The organism is Blautia sp. AM47-4 (assembly GCF_003479865.1).
GTDB lineage: Bacteria > Bacillota > Clostridia > Lachnospirales > Lachnospiraceae > Fusicatenibacter > Fusicatenibacter saccharivorans.
The window spans coordinates 146,365-163,442 of record NZ_QUHY01000003.1; the positions used below are offsets into that span (position 1 = coordinate 146,365).

At 44.7% G+C, this 17,078-nt stretch carries 12 protein-coding genes and 1 pseudogene; 2 read left to right on the forward strand and 11 right to left on the reverse strand.

What is annotated here, in order from left to right:
• Positions 1-62: 62 nt before the first annotated feature.
• The 7 genes from DW965_RS03270 to DW965_RS03300 all read right to left on the reverse strand — a co-directional run bounded on the left by DW965_RS03270 (position 63) and on the right by DW965_RS03300 (position 9,001).
• A complete protein-coding gene (locus tag DW965_RS03270; RefSeq protein WP_119198023.1) occupies positions 63-1,856 on the reverse strand; it encodes a family 43 glycosylhydrolase in 1,794 nt (597 codons plus the stop codon).
• Positions 1,857-2,241: 385 nt separating this feature from the next.
• Positions 2,242-3,510: an extracellular solute-binding protein gene (locus tag DW965_RS03275; protein ID WP_119198024.1), complete on the reverse strand. Its 1,269-nt coding sequence runs from the start codon at positions 3,508-3,510 to the stop codon at positions 2,242-2,244.
• A 90-nt stretch (positions 3,511-3,600) separates the two neighbouring features.
• On the reverse strand, positions 3,601-3,957 hold the full coding sequence (locus tag DW965_RS03280) for a hypothetical protein (protein ID WP_055220368.1): 357 nt from the start codon (positions 3,955-3,957) through the stop codon (positions 3,601-3,603).
• Positions 3,958-4,066: 109 nt separating this feature from the next.
• On the reverse strand, positions 4,067-5,281 hold the full coding sequence (locus tag DW965_RS03285; RefSeq protein ID WP_118666944.1) for a M56 family metallopeptidase: 1,215 nt from the start codon (positions 5,279-5,281) through the stop codon (positions 4,067-4,069).
• 29 nt (positions 5,282-5,310) lie between these two features.
• Positions 5,311-5,676, reverse strand: a complete 366-nt coding sequence (locus DW965_RS03290; RefSeq protein ID WP_022461242.1) for a BlaI/MecI/CopY family transcriptional regulator — start codon at positions 5,674-5,676, stop codon at positions 5,311-5,313.
• A 122-nt stretch (positions 5,677-5,798) separates the two neighbouring features.
• Positions 5,799-6,728, reverse strand: coding sequence for a calcium/sodium antiporter (locus DW965_RS03295; protein WP_022461243.1), 930 nt, complete (start codon positions 6,726-6,728; stop codon positions 5,799-5,801).
• Between the two features lie 434 nt (positions 6,729-7,162).
• Positions 7,163-9,001, reverse strand: a complete 1,839-nt coding sequence (locus DW965_RS03300) for a six-hairpin glycosidase (RefSeq protein ID WP_119198025.1) — start codon at positions 8,999-9,001, stop codon at positions 7,163-7,165.
• Positions 9,002-9,255: 254 nt separating this feature from the next.
• Here DW965_RS03300 and DW965_RS03305 point away from each other — a divergent pair, with 254 nt between their 5' ends.
• Positions 9,256-10,452, forward strand: a complete 1,197-nt coding sequence (locus tag DW965_RS03305; protein WP_022461245.1) for a cation:proton antiporter — start codon at positions 9,256-9,258, stop codon at positions 10,450-10,452.
• An 86-nt stretch (positions 10,453-10,538) separates the two neighbouring features.
• Here the strand turns inward: DW965_RS03305 and DW965_RS03310 are convergent, their stop codons facing one another.
• The 3 genes and pseudogenes from DW965_RS03310 to DW965_RS22425 form a co-directional block, all read right to left on the reverse strand.
• Complete coding sequence (locus tag DW965_RS03310) at positions 10,539-12,527, reverse strand: right-handed parallel beta-helix repeat-containing protein (protein WP_119198026.1); 1,989 nt, start codon at positions 12,525-12,527, stop codon at positions 10,539-10,541.
• A 125-nt stretch (positions 12,528-12,652) separates the two neighbouring features.
• Entirely contained in the window at positions 12,653-14,023 is a 1,371-nt protein-coding gene (locus DW965_RS21965) for a right-handed parallel beta-helix repeat-containing protein (RefSeq protein WP_442857820.1), read from the reverse strand.
• A 149-nt stretch (positions 14,024-14,172) separates the two neighbouring features.
• A pseudogene (locus tag DW965_RS22425) lies at positions 14,173-14,709 on the reverse strand (DUF1565 domain-containing protein); the annotation flags it as partial.
• Between the two features lie 212 nt (positions 14,710-14,921).
• On the opposite strand from DW965_RS22425, the gene DW965_RS03320 reads away from it, so the two are divergent.
• Positions 14,922-15,794, forward strand: a complete 873-nt coding sequence (locus tag DW965_RS03320) for an AraC family transcriptional regulator (protein ID WP_118595224.1) — start codon at positions 14,922-14,924, stop codon at positions 15,792-15,794.
• Position 15,795: 1 nt separating this feature from the next.
• Here the strand turns inward: DW965_RS03320 and DW965_RS03325 are convergent, their stop codons facing one another.
• Positions 15,796-16,908 carry a Gfo/Idh/MocA family protein gene (locus tag DW965_RS03325; RefSeq protein WP_119198027.1) on the reverse strand — a complete coding sequence of 371 codons (1,113 nt, stop codon included), beginning with the start codon at positions 16,906-16,908 and terminating at the stop codon, positions 15,796-15,798.
• Between the last annotated feature and the right edge of the window lie 170 nt (positions 16,909-17,078).

Consider the following 17,078-nt stretch of genomic DNA (forward strand, 5'->3'; position numbering starts at 1 on the left):
TCTAATGTTCATTTCTCCAAAGAGCACCTGAGCTGTTTTTCTGCTTTTTCAATATAATTGTATCATGCAAGCGGCCTTACGGTTCCTTCCGTAATTCCATTTTCATTAAACGCATCGACTCTCACATATACCGTTTCGCCTTCGACCAGCGCGCCAATATTCTGCTCCGGCATAAAGGTCATGCAGCTGTGATACAGCTTGTCCGGAGCAAAACCCCAGAGGACGTTGTATCCGACGGCGTCTGTCTGCGGCTCAATGGTGATGCGCATATCCATGGTTCCGGTTCGTTCTGCCTGATACTGCGGTGCGAATGGTTTTTCGCCGTTGCCGAGTCCGAAGACACGAAAGCCGGAGATGCATGGATTCTGATTATACGGTACTTCAAAAACAGTAAGTTTCAGATAGCGGATCTGTACACCCTCTTCTTTTACAACGAAATCGTGTGGCAGATTAGCTTCTGCATCTGATTTGTCTGCCAGGACAAAATAGTTTGTTCCATCGGCGGATGCCTCAAGCAGCCATCTTGTTTTATGCTGGCTCGGGTCGATATATCGTTCTCCCTGACGCTCGCCCGGCAGGGGTACATCGATTTTATCATCCGCAAAATTGATCTGTACGGCGCGGACATCTTTTACCTCACCAAGATCCATCGAAATCCACTCGCCCGGCTGATTTCCGGCGGCGCGCCACCAGGTCTGGATATTTTCATCTGCCGCAAACGACGGTTCTCTGCCTTCTTCAGAGGACGATGCACTCATTGCTTTCTGATAGCTTAAGAGATACCACTCCGGTTTTGCCCATGGATCTTCTTTTGCCTGCTCCACTGCCATCGGCCAGTCGCCGAACTGCTGATTGCAGAACAGAACACCATCTTTGTCGAAGCCTGCCCGCCAGATGCCGACGCGACGCTCCATATCGTGGTTTTTGCTAATCTGCATTGTCGCGGTATGCCACCAGTTTCCATAGCGGTCTTCCATCGTCGAACCGTGGCCTGCACCGCGCAGGAATCCGCCCGGTTTATAGGAATATGGATTGTTCTTTGCCAGACGGAACGGGCCAAGCGGGGAATCACTCTCGTAAACACCGTCACCGTAAACGTTGTATTCCGTTCCCGGGCCGGCATACTGGAGGTAATAGGTTCCGTCATGCTTCGTCATCCATGCGCCCTCGATGAACGGTCTCTGACTGAACATAATTTTGGCAAACCCGATCTGCTCCTCCGTCAGATGATCCGCATCTTTTCCCTGTGCTTTCAGAAATTCTTTGAATTTTTCAACAGCTTCTTCTTCACTCAGTGGCATTTTGGAATGATTTTCTCCGACGCGCTCGTATCCGATTTTTTCCGGCTGACCGTAGATCAGTTCTTTTCTCTCTGTCTTTGGAACCATCGTCTCCGGGTCAAGCTCCACACCCCAGATCGGAGTCACGTTATTGCATCCCCAGTAAAAATAGAGCTTTCCGTCATCATCAAGAAACAGGTTCGGATCCCAGAAATCGAAGGTTCCCGGAATACGCTCAAACGGACCGTTTAAGATATCTTTCGTACGGTAAAAATCGCAGATCGTGCCACGACGGGATGCGCTGAAGTACACGTAATCGCCGATCACACGCACATCCGGCGCATAGTCATACAGCGGCAGGCTCTCCGGCAGCCGGTGGCTCTCCCAGTGCACCATATCCTCCGAAACCCAGACGCTCAACGTCATGGATGCAAAAATATAATATTTTCCCTGAAATAAAATCATCGACGGATCGGCGGCCTCGCGGGAAATCTTGTCCTCGCCGCTTCTCATATCCTCGATAAACTGGTAACGGTAATCCATATTTAACGGATTGCAGAAATACTGTTTTTTCATCAAAATTCCTCTTTCCGGACGGTACGTAAAAACCCCTGTTCGTACATCCTTTTTTCTTATGATAGAAAAAGTTTAGCATATCCCGCAAAGAAAGGAAATGTTCTGATTTGACTTTTTTGTTGCACTTTTTGGACTGTTTTTTGTCTCATGTATTGGACAAATTCCTGTCAAAAATAATACTCTTTGATATGCATCTTTATATATGTTGCTTAGCATTTAAACAGCGCAGATCATTAACTGATCTCTAAAGCAAGGGTGAAAAGCCTATTTTTTGAGCTCTCACCCTTGAATATCATAGAACAACGATTTCATTTACAGACTGTTCCACAGTATTCCGGAAAATCTGTTTCTTGCAACTCTCACTCCACAGAACTGATTTTTTATGTCATTTTTGTATCTTTTCCTTCCATTTCTGTATTGTTTCTGTAAAGACATGCTCTTTTTGCTTTTCATCTTCCTGCGCCTCATACTTAGATAGTAAGGAATTAAGTTCCCTGTCCCATATCGAATAAAATCGAACGGTTTTTACTTCTTCCTGTATCGTTTTGATTTGTTTTTGATCTTGTCTCGAAAGACTCCGCATTCGTTTTTCCAGTTCCTTTTTGTAAATAGAAACCCCTTGCGGAAATCTTATATTGCTTGCCTCTCTTCTATCTTCTAACTCTATTCCTTTTCCTGATAAAACTTCTTCACTGTATAGCATTTGTAAAAAGGAGACTGCTTTTAAAGGTTGCTTTGTGTTCTTATTAATTCCTGCATAAAGTGTAACATTTGCAGTGAATCCGCCTTCCTGATTCGGCATTGCAAATACCGTATGAACTGTTTTTTCACCTCCAAGTTCTTCCAAATCATTTAGACTTACTACTCCTGTATCTTTTATTTTCCAGTTTAAAGCTAATGATCTTGTTTTTAATGCTGCTGTTTCATCCAAAACTTTTTTTATTTGCTCTTCCGAATATAGAAGTGTTTTTTTCTTATAATCAACTACCTCACTAAATGTATCAAAAAATTGAACCCCACTTCTTTGCCCTACAATCTGTTGAATTGCTTTTTCTTTTTGTCTGGCTAATTCCAGCCAATTTCTTGATATTTCTGTATTTTCCGGTAAATCCTGTGTTGTAAATGCATATAGAAAATAATCGTATGTCATAGGAAGCAGTATTTGTTCCTCATTAGCCATACCTGCAGACAAAATCCTCTCTTCTAAAATATCTATATCAAAATATTTCATGTATGGTTTCAACGAAAGAAAGGTTCCCTGATACATTTCTTTTTGGGGATCCTCAAAAACAACTGCTCTTTGCTCACTCCAGGTCGGATTCGGCCCCTCTGCCAAAAATACATCCGGTCCTTCTCCCGTCGTAATTTCATTCTGGATCTCCTGTACTTTTTCTTCCGAAGCCTTTTGCCCTGATGGGATTACCATTAATTCCACTCCATTATTTTTATATATTTTCTTCCAGGCTGCCACTATTTGAAGTACCGTTTTTTTATTTTCTTCATCAACACAAATTTTTAATGGCATTTCCGTTTTCTCAATTTCAATCTTGGCTTGCGTATCTGCATATACCGTTTCTGCATTTAAGCTCCCACTGACTAATGTGATGTTAATCAGAATCAAACCAAAAATTTCTTTCAACCTTTTTCCCATCATTATGCTACCCCCTATGTTTCTATATAGCACAAGGCTATTGCATGACTTCTGTTTTTTTACATATCATACAACAGCCTTGTGTTTTAACCATTAATTATCATATCCGTGACAAATTGTTCTTGTTTCTTTCACATTAGCAGTATTTCCTGCGTTACAATTTAAACATTTTGTAGTTTTTATTCCTGTTCTATACTGCTTCAAATCAGTTCCCCATGCGTGACCATGAGTACATGTAACTGTACCACTGCTTATCCAGCTTCCCCATACGGTTGACGATGTTATTCTTCCTCCACATCTCGGGCAAACTGCAGCATACGGCATAATTTCTTCATACGCAAAAGTATTCTTACTTTCGATAACATCCGCTTTTGTTACATTGGCAGAAAATGTACTGGCCAACATTAAGGTCATTAGAAAAATGGAAATTTTTTTCTTTACCGCTTTCATACTTTTCTCCTTAAAAATTTATTATACCTGTCAACGTACGTTCTACATTTGTATAACAAAAAATACCATACTTCCTACTTTTTGTCAATCTTTTTCTACATTTGTCTAATTAATCATTATACCCATGGCAGACTATTTTTTCTTGCCTGATCTTTATCTCAAAAAAATTTCCACATTCATTACACCTGATTTTTTCTACTCCATATCTGGCTTTCTGTAAGTCATCTCCCCATGCATATTGATGTGTACATACTACATTTTTTTCATTTTCCCATCCATCCCAAACCACTTCTCCTTGTACCGCAGCTTTGCATTTGGGACAATTTTCTATACACGATGATGACCATATTTGCCGCGCTATTTGCATTTCCGAAAAGCTCAAGATAATTATTCCAAAAAGAAAAACAGTGATATATATTCGAAGTTTTTTTCTTGCTAAAAACACATTGTAAAATCGTTCTTTCAGTATCTTTGTTTCTGATACCATCGAAACAACTCCAGACAATTCTTTTCTCGTTTGTTTTGAAGCCACTTTCAAAATAACATTGCAATAATCTTTCCGTTGTGTCAGATTCATATATTTTGTAACAGTTGCATCACAGACACATTCCATGTCTATATTTGCCATTTTTTGCACCCATAGCATCGGGATACAAAACCAATAAACATCCCTTATAATTTGAAGAAACATTTTATACCATAAATCGTGTTTTTTCTGATGTGTCAATTCATGTAAAAAAATCAAATACCATTCTTCATAGGAGTAATTTTCCGTTTCCAGCATTCCTTGTGGAATCAATATCTTTGTATTTCGTACACCAAACAACATAGGAGAATAAAAATCTTGATTTTCACAGACCCAGATTTCTGTTTTTTTTATTTTACAAACTTCGCTTGCTTTTTTTAGAGCTTCTAATACGGAATTTTTTTGCATCTTTTTACATTCTGCAAATATTCTTTTTTTCCATATTCTATATTGTATTGCGTGAAACAAAAGACATAAAATCATCCCTGCAATCCATATATACAGCAAAAATTTTTCGCCTGACATCCACCCTCGAATTGAAACGTTTCCCATTTTCGTCATGATCGCGGTCTTTTGATTTTGTTCCCCGATATAATATGCCGGCATAGAAATCATAAAAGGATGTTGCCGAAATTTCTCTGTCACACTCCAAAACGGAAAGCACATTTTAAGTGTCAGAAGTATCCAGACTATCTTTCTCCAGTAATGACCGAGCCTTTTCCCCATTATTTTTTGTACAACATATGCCATAAATGCGACTATGCCTATTGAAAGATTCCACTTTATGATAAATGCCATCTGTAACTATATCCTCTACACCACTTTTTCTATTTTTGTCTGTCAATAAATTCCTGCAATTGCTTAACCTCTTTTGAGCTAAGTTTTTCTCCATCATACAGTGCCGATGCGAATTTTGCTAATGACCCTTGAAACATTTTATCTAACATGTTTTTTCCAACCGTGCCTATATAATTTTCTTTTTCTACTAATGGTACATAAAGATTTGATTTCCCGTTCCTCACTTTTTGAATAAATCCTTTTTTTTCCAAACGAGTAAGCAATGTTAAAATGGTACTCGGTGCAACATTTTTCTCTACATTCAATTTTTCTTCAACTTGAAATCGACTGACAGGTTCCTCATATTCCCATATAATCATCATAATTTCCTGTTCTGATTCTGGTAATTTTTTCATTTCTACTCTCCGCTTTTCTCTACTTTGATCAGATTATAGCATATGTTCCAGAAGAATGCACTTCAAAAGCACCGGCCAAATGGTCGGTGCTTAAATAATGGTTTCATCAAAAATGGTTCATCTTATACCACACATAAATATGCAAAATATCCTGCATAGCATAAAAGCATAACGACACCACACGTTTTCCGTAATTCCCTGTTCTTGTACGTCCCAATCCATAAAACCAGACCTGCCAGAATTGCGATTCCTGTGTCTACAATAAATTTAGTTTCAAATGGCACAGGACAGATCAGTGCGGCTGTTCCAATTACAAATAAAATGTTAAAAATATTGCTTCCGACAATATTTCCGATTGCAATCCCTGCATTTCCTCTTTTTGCCGCTGTCACAGATGTTACCAGCTCCGGAAGGGATGTTCCGAGAGCAACAATCGTCAGTCCGATAAAACGCTCACTCATTCCAAAGTATCGTGCAATCTCGGTTGCCCCGCTGACGGCAAAATCACTTCCTTTTACAACCAGGACGCCGCCTGCCACCATCAAAAGAAGACATTTCCAGACAGGATAATTTTTCGCTTCCTCCTCTTCCGGATTTTCCCCTTTTTTTGACATTACAAACAAATATCCAAGATATACAAGAAACAGTACCCATAAGACTATGCCCTCGGCAAACGTTACTTTTCCTCCTGTCATTCCGCATATCATTAAAACTACCGTAACAAACATCATAAACGGTATTTCATAAAACAAGGTAGACCTTTGTATTGCCACATTTGTTATTAATGCCGTAAGTCCGAGAATAATAAAAATATTCAAAATATTGCTTCCAACCACATTTCCTATCGTAATTCCTGCGTTCTGCTGCATCGCTGCGGTAATACTTACAGCAGCCTCCGGCATACTCGTTCCCATTGCAACAATGGTAAGTCCGATAATCAGCTGGGGAATTCCAAACTTTCTTGCTATGCTTGCAGACCCTTCCACAAACCAGTCTGCTCCTTTTACCAGAAAAAGGAAACCCACTATCAAAATCCCTGCCTGTAACATCATACGTATCTTCCTCTCTTTCTTTTGCATTCTTTGCAGCAGGTGTTATAGGCATAAAAAAGAGACTCCTACTGCATCTACAGTAAAAGTCTCGCTATTTAATCACTTTCCGAGTTATTGAGTATCAATAGCTGTACTGACGAAGAAGTGAACACGGTTGGCTAGCTACTCCCTTTTATTTTTCCAGTTTATCAAATTTCTTTTTTTTCGTCAACGTTTTTTATTTCTCTTTTTAAAAGAAAAAATAGAGTATGGATTGTTTCCATACCCTTTTGATTTTCACAAATCCTTTGTCTGGTTCTGGTTTTATTACATCATCATTGAGGAAAATCATACCATTATTCTTACACCATGCCGGAATCCATCTTCTGCAAATCCAAAAAACCTCCAAACTGAATCACTCTGTATGATTTCAGTTTGAAGGTTCTGGTCATTCTTTATTCCAGGTTCATGCACAATCCCCAATCCTGGTCATTGGCATACGGATCGGCAAAATCGGTTTTCTGGCCGTTGACGGAATACGGATACAGGTACGCACAGGTCGCTGTTCCATCCTCAAAGAACATGGACAGCACGCCGCGCAGGGAATGCTCACCGCGAATATTATATTCTTCGTTTCCGGTCAGGCGAGCGTAGCGCTTGAAGGTTCGACCGTTTTCTGCACTCCAGTAGTGCGGGAAAGTGTCTCCGAAGACTCTGCGTTTTCCGAACCAGTAGCCGTCCCAATGACGGATTGCAATTTCATGCAGATGGTAGTCCGGCTGCTGGCCGTCGAAGAGTTCGAGGACGGCGATCTGCTGCTCGGCTCCGCGCAGGTATTTTTCTTCCCCGGTCACTTCATAAACCTGAAGAATGACTTCAGCCGCCGGCTGTACGATCGATTGCTCGTAATTTACTTCCGAAGCCGGATAAGCCGTTCCAATCTCAATCAGTTGATCAGCATGACGTCGGAACAGATCTCTTACTGTTTTCAGATCCTCCTGTTCTCCTGCTTTTTCCAGCTCTTGACAGAGCATCACAATCGGCATTTCAATCGGATAAAAACGGAATCCATCCTGTTCATAAAATTTCTCTGTGATATGAACTGCTGTCTTCAAATCTTCTTTTTCTCCCCACAGCTTCCAGCATTCAAGAAAGAATGTCACTGCCCATGGGTAGTTGTAAAGCCGGAAATAGCTGTTGTCTTTTCCTGAGCAGTTGCAAACAAGACCTGTTGCTGCATTTACCAGCTCGCGAAGATAGAATGCATGGTACTCACGAAGGCTCTGCTCCGCTTTTTCCCGGTCTTTTAAAAGATTCTGCTGCAGTGCCCGTGCAATCAGCACACCCATACCGGTACGCTCCCGTCCGGCATTGAAATCGTTTTCCGGCGTGCAGACGAGAATTTTTTCTTCGTTATCATACGGCAGATAGGCACCCTGCAGTTCTTTGATCTTTCCATGATACTGCTGGTGATCGACAATAAACGCACACCGTTTTGCAGCCAGTTCTTCCGGCCGCTCCTGTACGAGAAGACGGCAAATAGTTTTCACCTCATCGACACAAATTGAAAGTACATACTCCCCTGTTTTTTCATTTTCAAACAGATATTCATAAACACCTTTTTCCGTCTTTTCCAGCGATACTCCGTTTACCGTCACTTTTTCCGCCGGAAATGTCGGTTCAATGGTTACCTTACTCGTCTCTCCCGGATAAATCACATACTGCTCCGCATCCACCAGAATCACCTGGGAAAATGCTCTTAATTTCTCCCGGAAATCTTCGCGTCCCTGATGCGGAAATACTTTCCACTCCAGCGTCATCGTGTCTCCCGGCGCAAATTCCTGTGCGGACGGGTGCAGCCAGAAGCAGCCTCTGTCATTGCTCTGCAGTTTCAGATCGCGCTCAATACTGTAAGCAGAAAGACTGCCTTTTGTGAGCACCATTCCCAGATGCGGAGCCGCACCACCCATGCGGAGCGCCATAATATAACTGGTATTCTCCCCACAGAAAACATGTGCATGGCATCGATAGTCACGGCAGGTCACACTGTCCGTGTAGCGGTCCTGCAACGGAAATGAAACCCCAATACTTCCGGCATTTGTAAAATACGGATGCGCACCGTTGTAAGAAACCACAATCTTGGTTGTCAGCACATCTCCGTCTTTCTCATTCTGCACCTCAGCCGAAAACTCCGGCGGGCATTTCACCTCGGCGTATGGGAAATCCTCCCGCAGCCAGTTCATCTGTTTTGGATCTTTGGAAAATACAATTTCTTTCACGTTCCCAACTCTCATTTTTTATTTCCCCTTTCGTTTTTTTGATCCCGCTTTTTGAACTCCATGTAAAATTTATTTGCTGCTTTGATCATACTATATCTACATGCTCTTTTCTATATCTCTTTTTCCGTTTTACTTTATTTTTTCTTTCTTGCCGATAGTATTTTTTCTCAATTTTTGTTATACTGAAAATGTATGCGTATCAAACTCCGGCATTGCTCTTTCAAGCTGCCGACACATACATAAAATTCATAAAAGGGGGTATCTTTTTCATGGATACGTATGTCATTTTAAAAGACCTGGCAATCATTATCGTATTCGCAAAATTGTTTGGTATTCTTGCCAGAAAATGCAAGGCTCCGCAGGTTGTGGGCGAGCTGATTGCCGGTATTGTCCTTGGACCCAGTGTGCTGGGACTCGTTCAGCAGTCTGACTTTCTCGCACAGATGGCGGAGATCGGTGTCATTTTGCTGATGTTCTCCGCAGGTCTTGGCACCAGCCTGAAGGATCTGCTCCGCACCGGAGTGAAATCCCTGCTGATCGCCTGTGCCGGTGTTTTTGTTCCTCTCGTTCTTGGAGCCATCTTATACATGAGCTTTTATGGCTTCTCTGCTGTCGGAACGGAAGAATTTTACCACGCTGTTTTTATCGGTGTTATTCTGACTGCAACATCGGTCAGCATCACCGTACAGGCCTTGAAAGAACTCGGCAAGCTGAAAACAGAGGTTGGAACAACCATCTTAAATGCGGCCATCATCGACGATGTCATTGGTATCATTGTGCTGACTGTTGTCATCGGTTTTAAAGATCCGACATCCAATCCGCTGAAAGTAGCAGCCTCCACCATTCTGTTTTTTGCCCTTGCGATTGTGCTCGGTTTTCTCTGCTTTAAGCTGTTCAACCGCATGAACTCCGTATTTCCGCACACCCGCCGTCTCCCGATTCTGGGTCTTGCGCTCTGCTTCGGACTGTCCTACATTTCCGAAAAATATTTCGGCATCGCCGATATTACCGGTGCATACGTTGCGGGCGTTATCCTGTGTTCCCTCGATTCTTCCGATTACATCGAAGAAAAAATGGATATCAGCTCCTATATGATTTTCGGACCGATTTTCTTTGCAAGTATCGGACTCAAAACAACGCTCAGCGGCATGAACGAGAAATTCGTACTCTTTGCCATCTGTTTCGTCATCGTCGGCCTTGCCGCAAAAATTATCGGCTGTGGCCTGATGTCAAAGGGATGCGGCTTTACCTGGGGCGACAGCCTGAAAATCGGTGTCGGTATGATGACCCGTGGTGAAGTCTGTCTGATCGTTGCGCAAAAGGGTCTGAATGCAGGCTTTTTATCCGGCGATTTCTTCAGTGCCGTGATTCTGCTGATTCTCTTCTCGAGTATTGCAACACCGATTATGCTGAAAATCTTATACGAGAAAATGCCGACGGCAAAAGATTCTGCAAAGGCATCCTGACTTTCCTTTTACCAAAACAGGGCGCTGTGCCATTTCCTGCACAGCGCCCTGTTTTTTTCATATCAACCGGTAAGTTCTGATTTTTTCTACCACAGAATCTTCTCTGCCTCAGCTCCATCCGCAAACGGTCCCGGCATTGCTGCCACGCCGCGGTGCTCGCCAAGATAGTCCTGATCGAAGATAATCGTGCTTCCGTCCGGATCTTCGAATCTCTGCTCCGGCTCGAAGGCGTATCCTAAAATATCACTGTTGATAATTCCCGTCCGGAAATCCTTCAGGAACTCATACACGTTCGTCTTGATGGAATAGTGGCCGTCTTTTTCCACAAGTTCCACCTTAACCTGGTTCTCGTTATCCACAAGATTCTCTTTTTCATTCACACACGCCTTTGCTCCGTTAAAGTAAGCGTTTCCGTTTACCCAAACCGGCAGATGGCACTTGTTGTGATACGGCTCCAGCTTGCTCATGTCGGCCGGTTTGTCCAGCTCAAAGTGGCTGATCCACTCGTCATAGGTCGGATACTCGTCGAACACATGCGTTCCGACCTCCTGGTTATCCTCCATCTTGAAGCCCATGTCCTCAACCGTTTCTGTTTCCTCAACCGGGTAATTCTGGATAAAGATGTTGTTGTAGAACCGGTCATCACCATGCAGGAATGTCATGAATCCGGCAACCTCGGTACGGTGACGGATGTGATACGGCGTGTAACGGTCTCCTGTTCCGCCGCCAACCGCAGTTAATGAGCCAAGCATCAGATTGTGTACGCAGGCAATACCATCGGTCGCCATACGAACGCTGACCGGTGAGAGCATAATATTGTTATCGATCAGGGTCGGACCATGGCCAACCTCGATGAAAATATCCTGACTCATCATTGCGCCCTCTGCCTTTGGTGTTCCCTCCGGCGGGCAGTTGTCGTGCAGCAGGTTCTGGGTCAAGCGTGTTCCCTGTGCCTCCCAGTCGCACCAGATGCCCATCGTACAATGATGAATGTGATTTCTTCTCATCACAACATCGATCGCTGCATGCATCTTGATACCGGAAATCTCGGCTCCGCCAAGCTGCTGCATATTGTTGATGTTGTGAATGTGGTTGTCCTCAATGATACTGAACACACCGCCCATCCGTCCGACAATACCGGTCTGCTCACAGTGATGGATGTGGCAGCGGCGGATGATATGGCTTCCGATGTTCTCCTTCGTCCAGCCGTGATACTGGCCGCGGCACACAGCATCACGCTCCATCTGGGTCGGGCTTTTTACGTGTTTTCTGGTAAAGTAATGGTCGTTCTCCGGATCGTAATATTTTCCGAGCGAAATACCGCAGCACTTGCTGTTGCTGACCTCACAGTCCTCAATAATCCATCCCTTCGACCAGTGCGGACCGATCATACCGTCCTGATAAGCAGCCGGCGGCGCCCATGTCGTTGCTGCCTTGCTGACATCAAATCCACTGAACGTAATGTAATTTACGCCTGTTTTCGACGGCATAAAGCAGTTCCGGCGCACGTTGATTTCTACTTTTTCCTCCGTCGGGTTTTTACCCTGGAAGTTTGCGTAGATGACCGTCTGATTTTTCTCTTTGTCCTGCTCGGTATACCATTTGTAAACCGACCACTCCGGCTCCCAGGACGGCGCATAAACCTCGCCCTTGATACACTCCTCGAGCGTCTCTGCCTCGTATAACTGGCGGTCATTCAGATAAACCGCGCCGGTATGGCGTACCACCGGTGCAAAATACCAGTCACCGCCGACCATTGTCGTGTATGGGTTATAATTGCCAAACACTCCGTTGTCTACACGGCATACCCACACATTATCTTTGTAATGCTCCCAGTCATTCATCGTTTCCGCACCGGTGATCTTTGCGCCGAGCGGCTTCTCACTCTTATAGACGATTCTTGCATCCTCGGTTCCTCCGTTGACCGGATCAACATATTCATGGTAAATACCAGATGCAACCAGAACTTCATCTCCTGCCTTTGCAATTTTTGCCGCATCGTTGATGAACTTGAACGGCATCTCTTTTGTTCCGTTTCCATTCTTCGGAGCGGAATTATTGACATAGTAAATCATTTCTCTATACTCCTTTTTGTTATAGTAAAACCCGAAAACACTGCAAAAAAGGCTGTGACGCAATCATTCACTCTCTGCGGCGCTGAATTTTTTACGCTATTTTTTTGCGGGTCTATAGAATTTCTTTATGATAATGCTTCTTCCGCAGCCTCTTTTGATGCAAACGGGCCCGGCAGCGGATGAATGCCCTGACGGTTTCCGAAGTAGTCATATCGGAACACGATCGGCGTTCCATCCGGATTCTCATATTTCTGTTCCGGCTCAAATGCCATGCCAAGCGTCTCCGTTGAGATCACTGCACAGGCATTCTGCGGCAGATAATCGTAAACATTGGTCTCCAGTTTCCATTTTCCGTTCTCTTCTTTTACACCGATGGTGATTTCATGCTCGGTATCCACTACAGCGTCCTGTTCCTGCTTGGCCGGCTTCGCCCCATTGAAGTAAACGTTGCCGCCAAGCCATACCGGCAGCTTCTCGTAATACAGATCCGGTGACTTTCCGGAGCCCATTCCGCAATAGCCCTCAAATCTTGCCACGTACTCCTCCAATGTCGGATATCCGCTGTACGGTGCGGTTCCTGCTGTCAGATTTCCGTCATCCCACTCATTATCTCCGGTCAGTTTACGGATTTCTTCCATTCCCGCACGAACCGGCTTCTGGATGAAGATATTATTGTAGAACCGGCAGTCACCGTGAAGAACCGTCATAAATCCGTTGATCTCCGTGCGATGCGGCACATGGTACGGTGTGTAGCGTGGCGACGGCAGCTTTTCGGAGCCATTGTTGACACCGCGGCCGACAGCAGTAAACGATCCCGCGATCAGGTTATGTACTACCGCAACACCCTGCGTTGCCAGCTTCATCGCGCGGTCCGAAAGCAGTACGTTATTGTCCACCAGTGTCGGTCCGTGGGAAATTTCAATAAAGATATCCTCGCCGATACCGTCCATACCTTCTGGATTTGCATTTTCCTCGTTCGGCAGCGTATTGTCATGGAACAGGTTCTGCGTAACACGTGTGCCCTGTGCCTGCCAGTCAAGCCAGAGGCCTCTCGTACAGTGATGGAAATGGTTTCTTCGAATGATCACATCGATTGCTGCATGCATCTTGATGCCGCCGATCTCCGCACCCGCAAGGTTCTGTTTATTATTGATATGGTGAATGTGGTTATCCTCAATGATCGAGAACACACCACCTAAGTGGCCTACAATACCCGTCTGTCCACAGTCATGGATGTTGCACCGGCGGATGATGTGGCTTCCGATGTTTTCCTTTGTCCATCCCTCCCGCTGCGCCTGGCAGATACAGTCACGCTCCGTCTGTGTGCCATCTTTGAATTTCCATTTGAGCCATTTATTGTCATTGTTCGGCTGTCTGTATTTTCCAAGTGAAATGCCCGAGCACTTCGAATCTGAAATCTCACAATCCTCGATGATCCATCCCTTTGACCAGTGCGGGCCGACCATTCCTTCCTGATATGCCGTCGGCGGAGCCACTGGGTTGCCGCCTGTTTTACAACAAAGCCGGACAGCGTGATATAACCAATGCCCTCCTTCGATGGATAAAAGCAATTCTCGCGCACATTAATTTCCACCGTTTCCTCATTCGGGTTTTTCCCCTGGAAATTCACATAGAAAACGGTCTCATTCTTCTCTTCGTCCTGCTCCACATACCAGGTGTAAACCGTGAATGCCTGATCCCAGGATTTTTTATAGATCTCCGGCTTTTTCACCTGATCCAGACTTGTCACCTCATACATGGATTTTCCATTCAGATACACTTCTCCGGTGTGTGCCGTGTAGGATGCGATAAACCAGTCACCGCTGACCAGTGTCGTATATGGATTGTAATCCCCAAACAATCCGTTCGAAACGCGCGCTGTCCACACATCACCTTCCAAATGCTCCCAGTTATCCACAATTTCCGCACCAGTAATCACAGCTTTTCCCGGTTCCACAGAACGGTACACAATTCTTGCATCCTCACATCCCGCATTCGCCGGATCTACATATTCCCGATATACGCCAGGCGCTACAAGCACCTCGTCGCCGGGCCTTGCAATTTTTGCCGCCTCGGAAATCGTCTGAAATGGATATTCCTTCTGCCCATTTCCGCTTCGCACAGCATTTCCATCTACATAAATCTGCATTTTTCGCTTACCTCTCACTTCTTCACTTTTCATAAACTTTTATTGTGAATTTTCGCCAAAATCACATCACTCTTTTTCCGATTTCTGCCGTTCTTCACAATTTTCATATCTTAACCATAATACAGATCCTCGTAAAACACTACTTATATATTGCCGATCATTGCCCAGATGTTTCGATTTTTTCTATATTTTTTCTCTCTTCTGTTGTATAATACCGTTTATCAGATACGGAGGATTCTTTTGCCATGAAAAACGATTCGACTTCTTTTTTCGAAAACAATCATTTTGCTAACAGCTATGTTTACGATATCTCTATTTCGCATGTCCCCGCCTATTTCGGTCTGCACTGGCATCACTATATCGAAATTGTGCTTGCACAGGATAACGGCATTATCTATGAAGTAAATGGAGAAACCTTTCCGCTAAAGCCCGGTGATCTTCTTTTTATCTGGCCCGGCGAGCTGCACGCTGTTTCCACAACCAACAGAGAACATCGCCTGATCATGCTTCAGCTCGATGCAGATTTTCTGGAAAAACGCGTGGATTTCCAGTCTGTTGCTTATCTTTTTTATCAGATCCGTCTTCTGAATCAGAACAACTTCCCGGAAATCGAAAAGCTTCGCGGATTTCTGACAGAGCTTCGCAGGCTCTCCCTCTCCGGTATCAGTTTTTCCGAACTGCGCGGATGCGTTCTGCTATATCAGTTTTTTATTCTGCTCGGCGAAAATCTCTCCGTGCCGACCGAAACTGCCGCACCGCAAAAAACAGGCCATTCCGCACAGGTACACCGCCAGATGGTTGCTGCATGTACCTGGATCTCAAGTCACTGCACCGAACCGGTTTCCCTGGAAGAAGCATCAAAAGTCGCCGGATTCTCCCGCTGCCATTTTTCCAAGCTGTTCCGCGCATACACCGGCCTCTCCTTCACGGATTTCGTCACCAGGGAACGGCTCCATATCGCCGAAAACCTGTTAAAAAAACCGGATCTCACGATCACCGAAGTGTCGCTCGAATCCGGTTTTAACAGTATTTCTACGTTTAACAGAGTCTTTTTGAAATCAAAAAATGTAAGCCCTACCGACTTCCGTCAGATGTACCTGCAATCCTATCAGAAATAGACTATGAATTCGGCATGGCCTCCGGTCTTTCGCAGGTGGATGGAACCTTCTCAAATGCACCCGTTTCCGCACTCTTCATAATCTGATCGATCGTATCGAGTACGTGATATGCCATTTTGGCACTCGCACGGTTTGGTCTGCCCTCGGCAATTGCTTCTGCCATCTCAGACGGGCCAAGACCACGGCTGTTTTCGCTGTAATCAAAGCCATAATGTAAAACTTCCGGAACAGCCTGCTGTGTCCAGTCTTTTACACCCGGAATATAGACAACATCGCCGCCGAAATTGTTCGGATCAACAAGCTTTAAGATACCTTTTTTACCGTAAATGGTGAATACCGCCTGATCATTGATGACGCTGTCACCATTGACGCAGAATGTACCGGTCACACCGTTTTTCATTTCCAGAATCGTGAAAGCCTGGCTCTCGTTGCTGTAGTCAAATTCCTGGCCGTATTCCGGGCTGTCCGGGACGACATTGACGCGCTTCGGCGCAAGGTTGCGCACGGAGGAAACGACACGGTCCACCGGGCCGAAAAGGCTGACGATGGCGGTCAGATAATAAACACCGAAATCGTAGCAGATACCGCCGCCCGGCATCCGCAGAAAACGGAAGATGCTCGCCAGCAAATCAAGATCGCGGTTTGCGCATGCTTCGAAAGATGTCACCTCGCCGATCAGCCCGTCGTCGATCGCTTTTCTTGCGGTCTGCAGTGCCGATCCAAGGAAGGTGTCCGGTGCGGAACCGAGATAGAGATGTTTCTCCTCTGCCAGCTCGATCAGTTTCGCTGCCGTTTCCGGTGCGAGGGTCATTGTTTTTTCAGTGTAAACGTGTTTTCCGGCTTCCAGTGCCTGACGGATCAGCCCCTCGTGGGTCGGTGCCGGTGTCAGAATGACTACCATTTCAATCGACGGGTCTGCCAGAATTTCCTCGTAGGTACAGCCCTTGATGCCATACTGCTCTGCTTTCTTTTTCGCATGTTCAAGATGGCCTGCGCAGCATGCTGCTACCTCAAGATTCTCAAAGTTATGAATCATGTTCGTCAGATAAATATCACTGATCGCTCCGCAGCCGACAACGCCGACTCTCATTTTTTTCGTTTCTGTTGTTCCCATTTGTAAAAATCCCCTTTACTCTTTGTTTTTTGATTCTGTTTTGATAAAAACCCTTATCTTTTTTATACAACGAAATGTCTGAAAAAACAAGCATTCCGGCTCATATTTCACTTTCAAAATGAAAAAACCGCCCACGGTTTCTGCAGATTCTCTGCATCACCGCGGACGGC

Bases quoted from the DNA above. Each gene is read 5' to 3' on its own strand.
- DW965_RS03270 (WP_119198023.1), bottom strand. From the start codon at position 1,856: ATGAAAAAACAGTATTTCTGCAATCCGTTAAATATGGATTACCGTTAC.
- DW965_RS03275 (WP_119198024.1), bottom strand. From the start codon at position 3,510: ATGATGGGAAAAAGGTTGAAAGAAATTTTTGGTTTGATTCTGATTAAC.
- DW965_RS03280 (WP_055220368.1), bottom strand. From the start codon at position 3,957: ATGAAAGCGGTAAAGAAAAAAATTTCCATTTTTCTAATGACCTTAATG.
- DW965_RS03285 (WP_118666944.1), bottom strand. From the start codon at position 5,281: ATGGCATTTATCATAAAGTGGAATCTTTCAATAGGCATAGTCGCATTT.
- DW965_RS03290 (WP_022461242.1), bottom strand. From the start codon at position 5,676: ATGAAAAAATTACCAGAATCAGAACAGGAAATTATGATGATTATATGG.
- DW965_RS03295 (WP_022461243.1), bottom strand. From the start codon at position 6,728: ATGATGTTACAGGCAGGGATTTTGATAGTGGGTTTCCTTTTTCTGGTA.
- DW965_RS03300 (WP_119198025.1), bottom strand. From the start codon at position 9,001: ATGAGAGTTGGGAACGTGAAAGAAATTGTATTTTCCAAAGATCCAAAA.
- DW965_RS03305 (WP_022461245.1), top strand. From the start codon at position 9,256: ATGGATACGTATGTCATTTTAAAAGACCTGGCAATCATTATCGTATTC.
- DW965_RS03310 (WP_119198026.1), bottom strand. From the start codon at position 12,527: ATGATTTACTATGTCAATAATTCCGCTCCGAAGAATGGAAACGGAACA.
- DW965_RS03320 (WP_118595224.1), top strand. From the start codon at position 14,922: ATGAAAAACGATTCGACTTCTTTTTTCGAAAACAATCATTTTGCTAAC.
- DW965_RS03325 (WP_119198027.1), bottom strand. From the start codon at position 16,908: ATGGGAACAACAGAAACGAAAAAAATGAGAGTCGGCGTTGTCGGCTGC.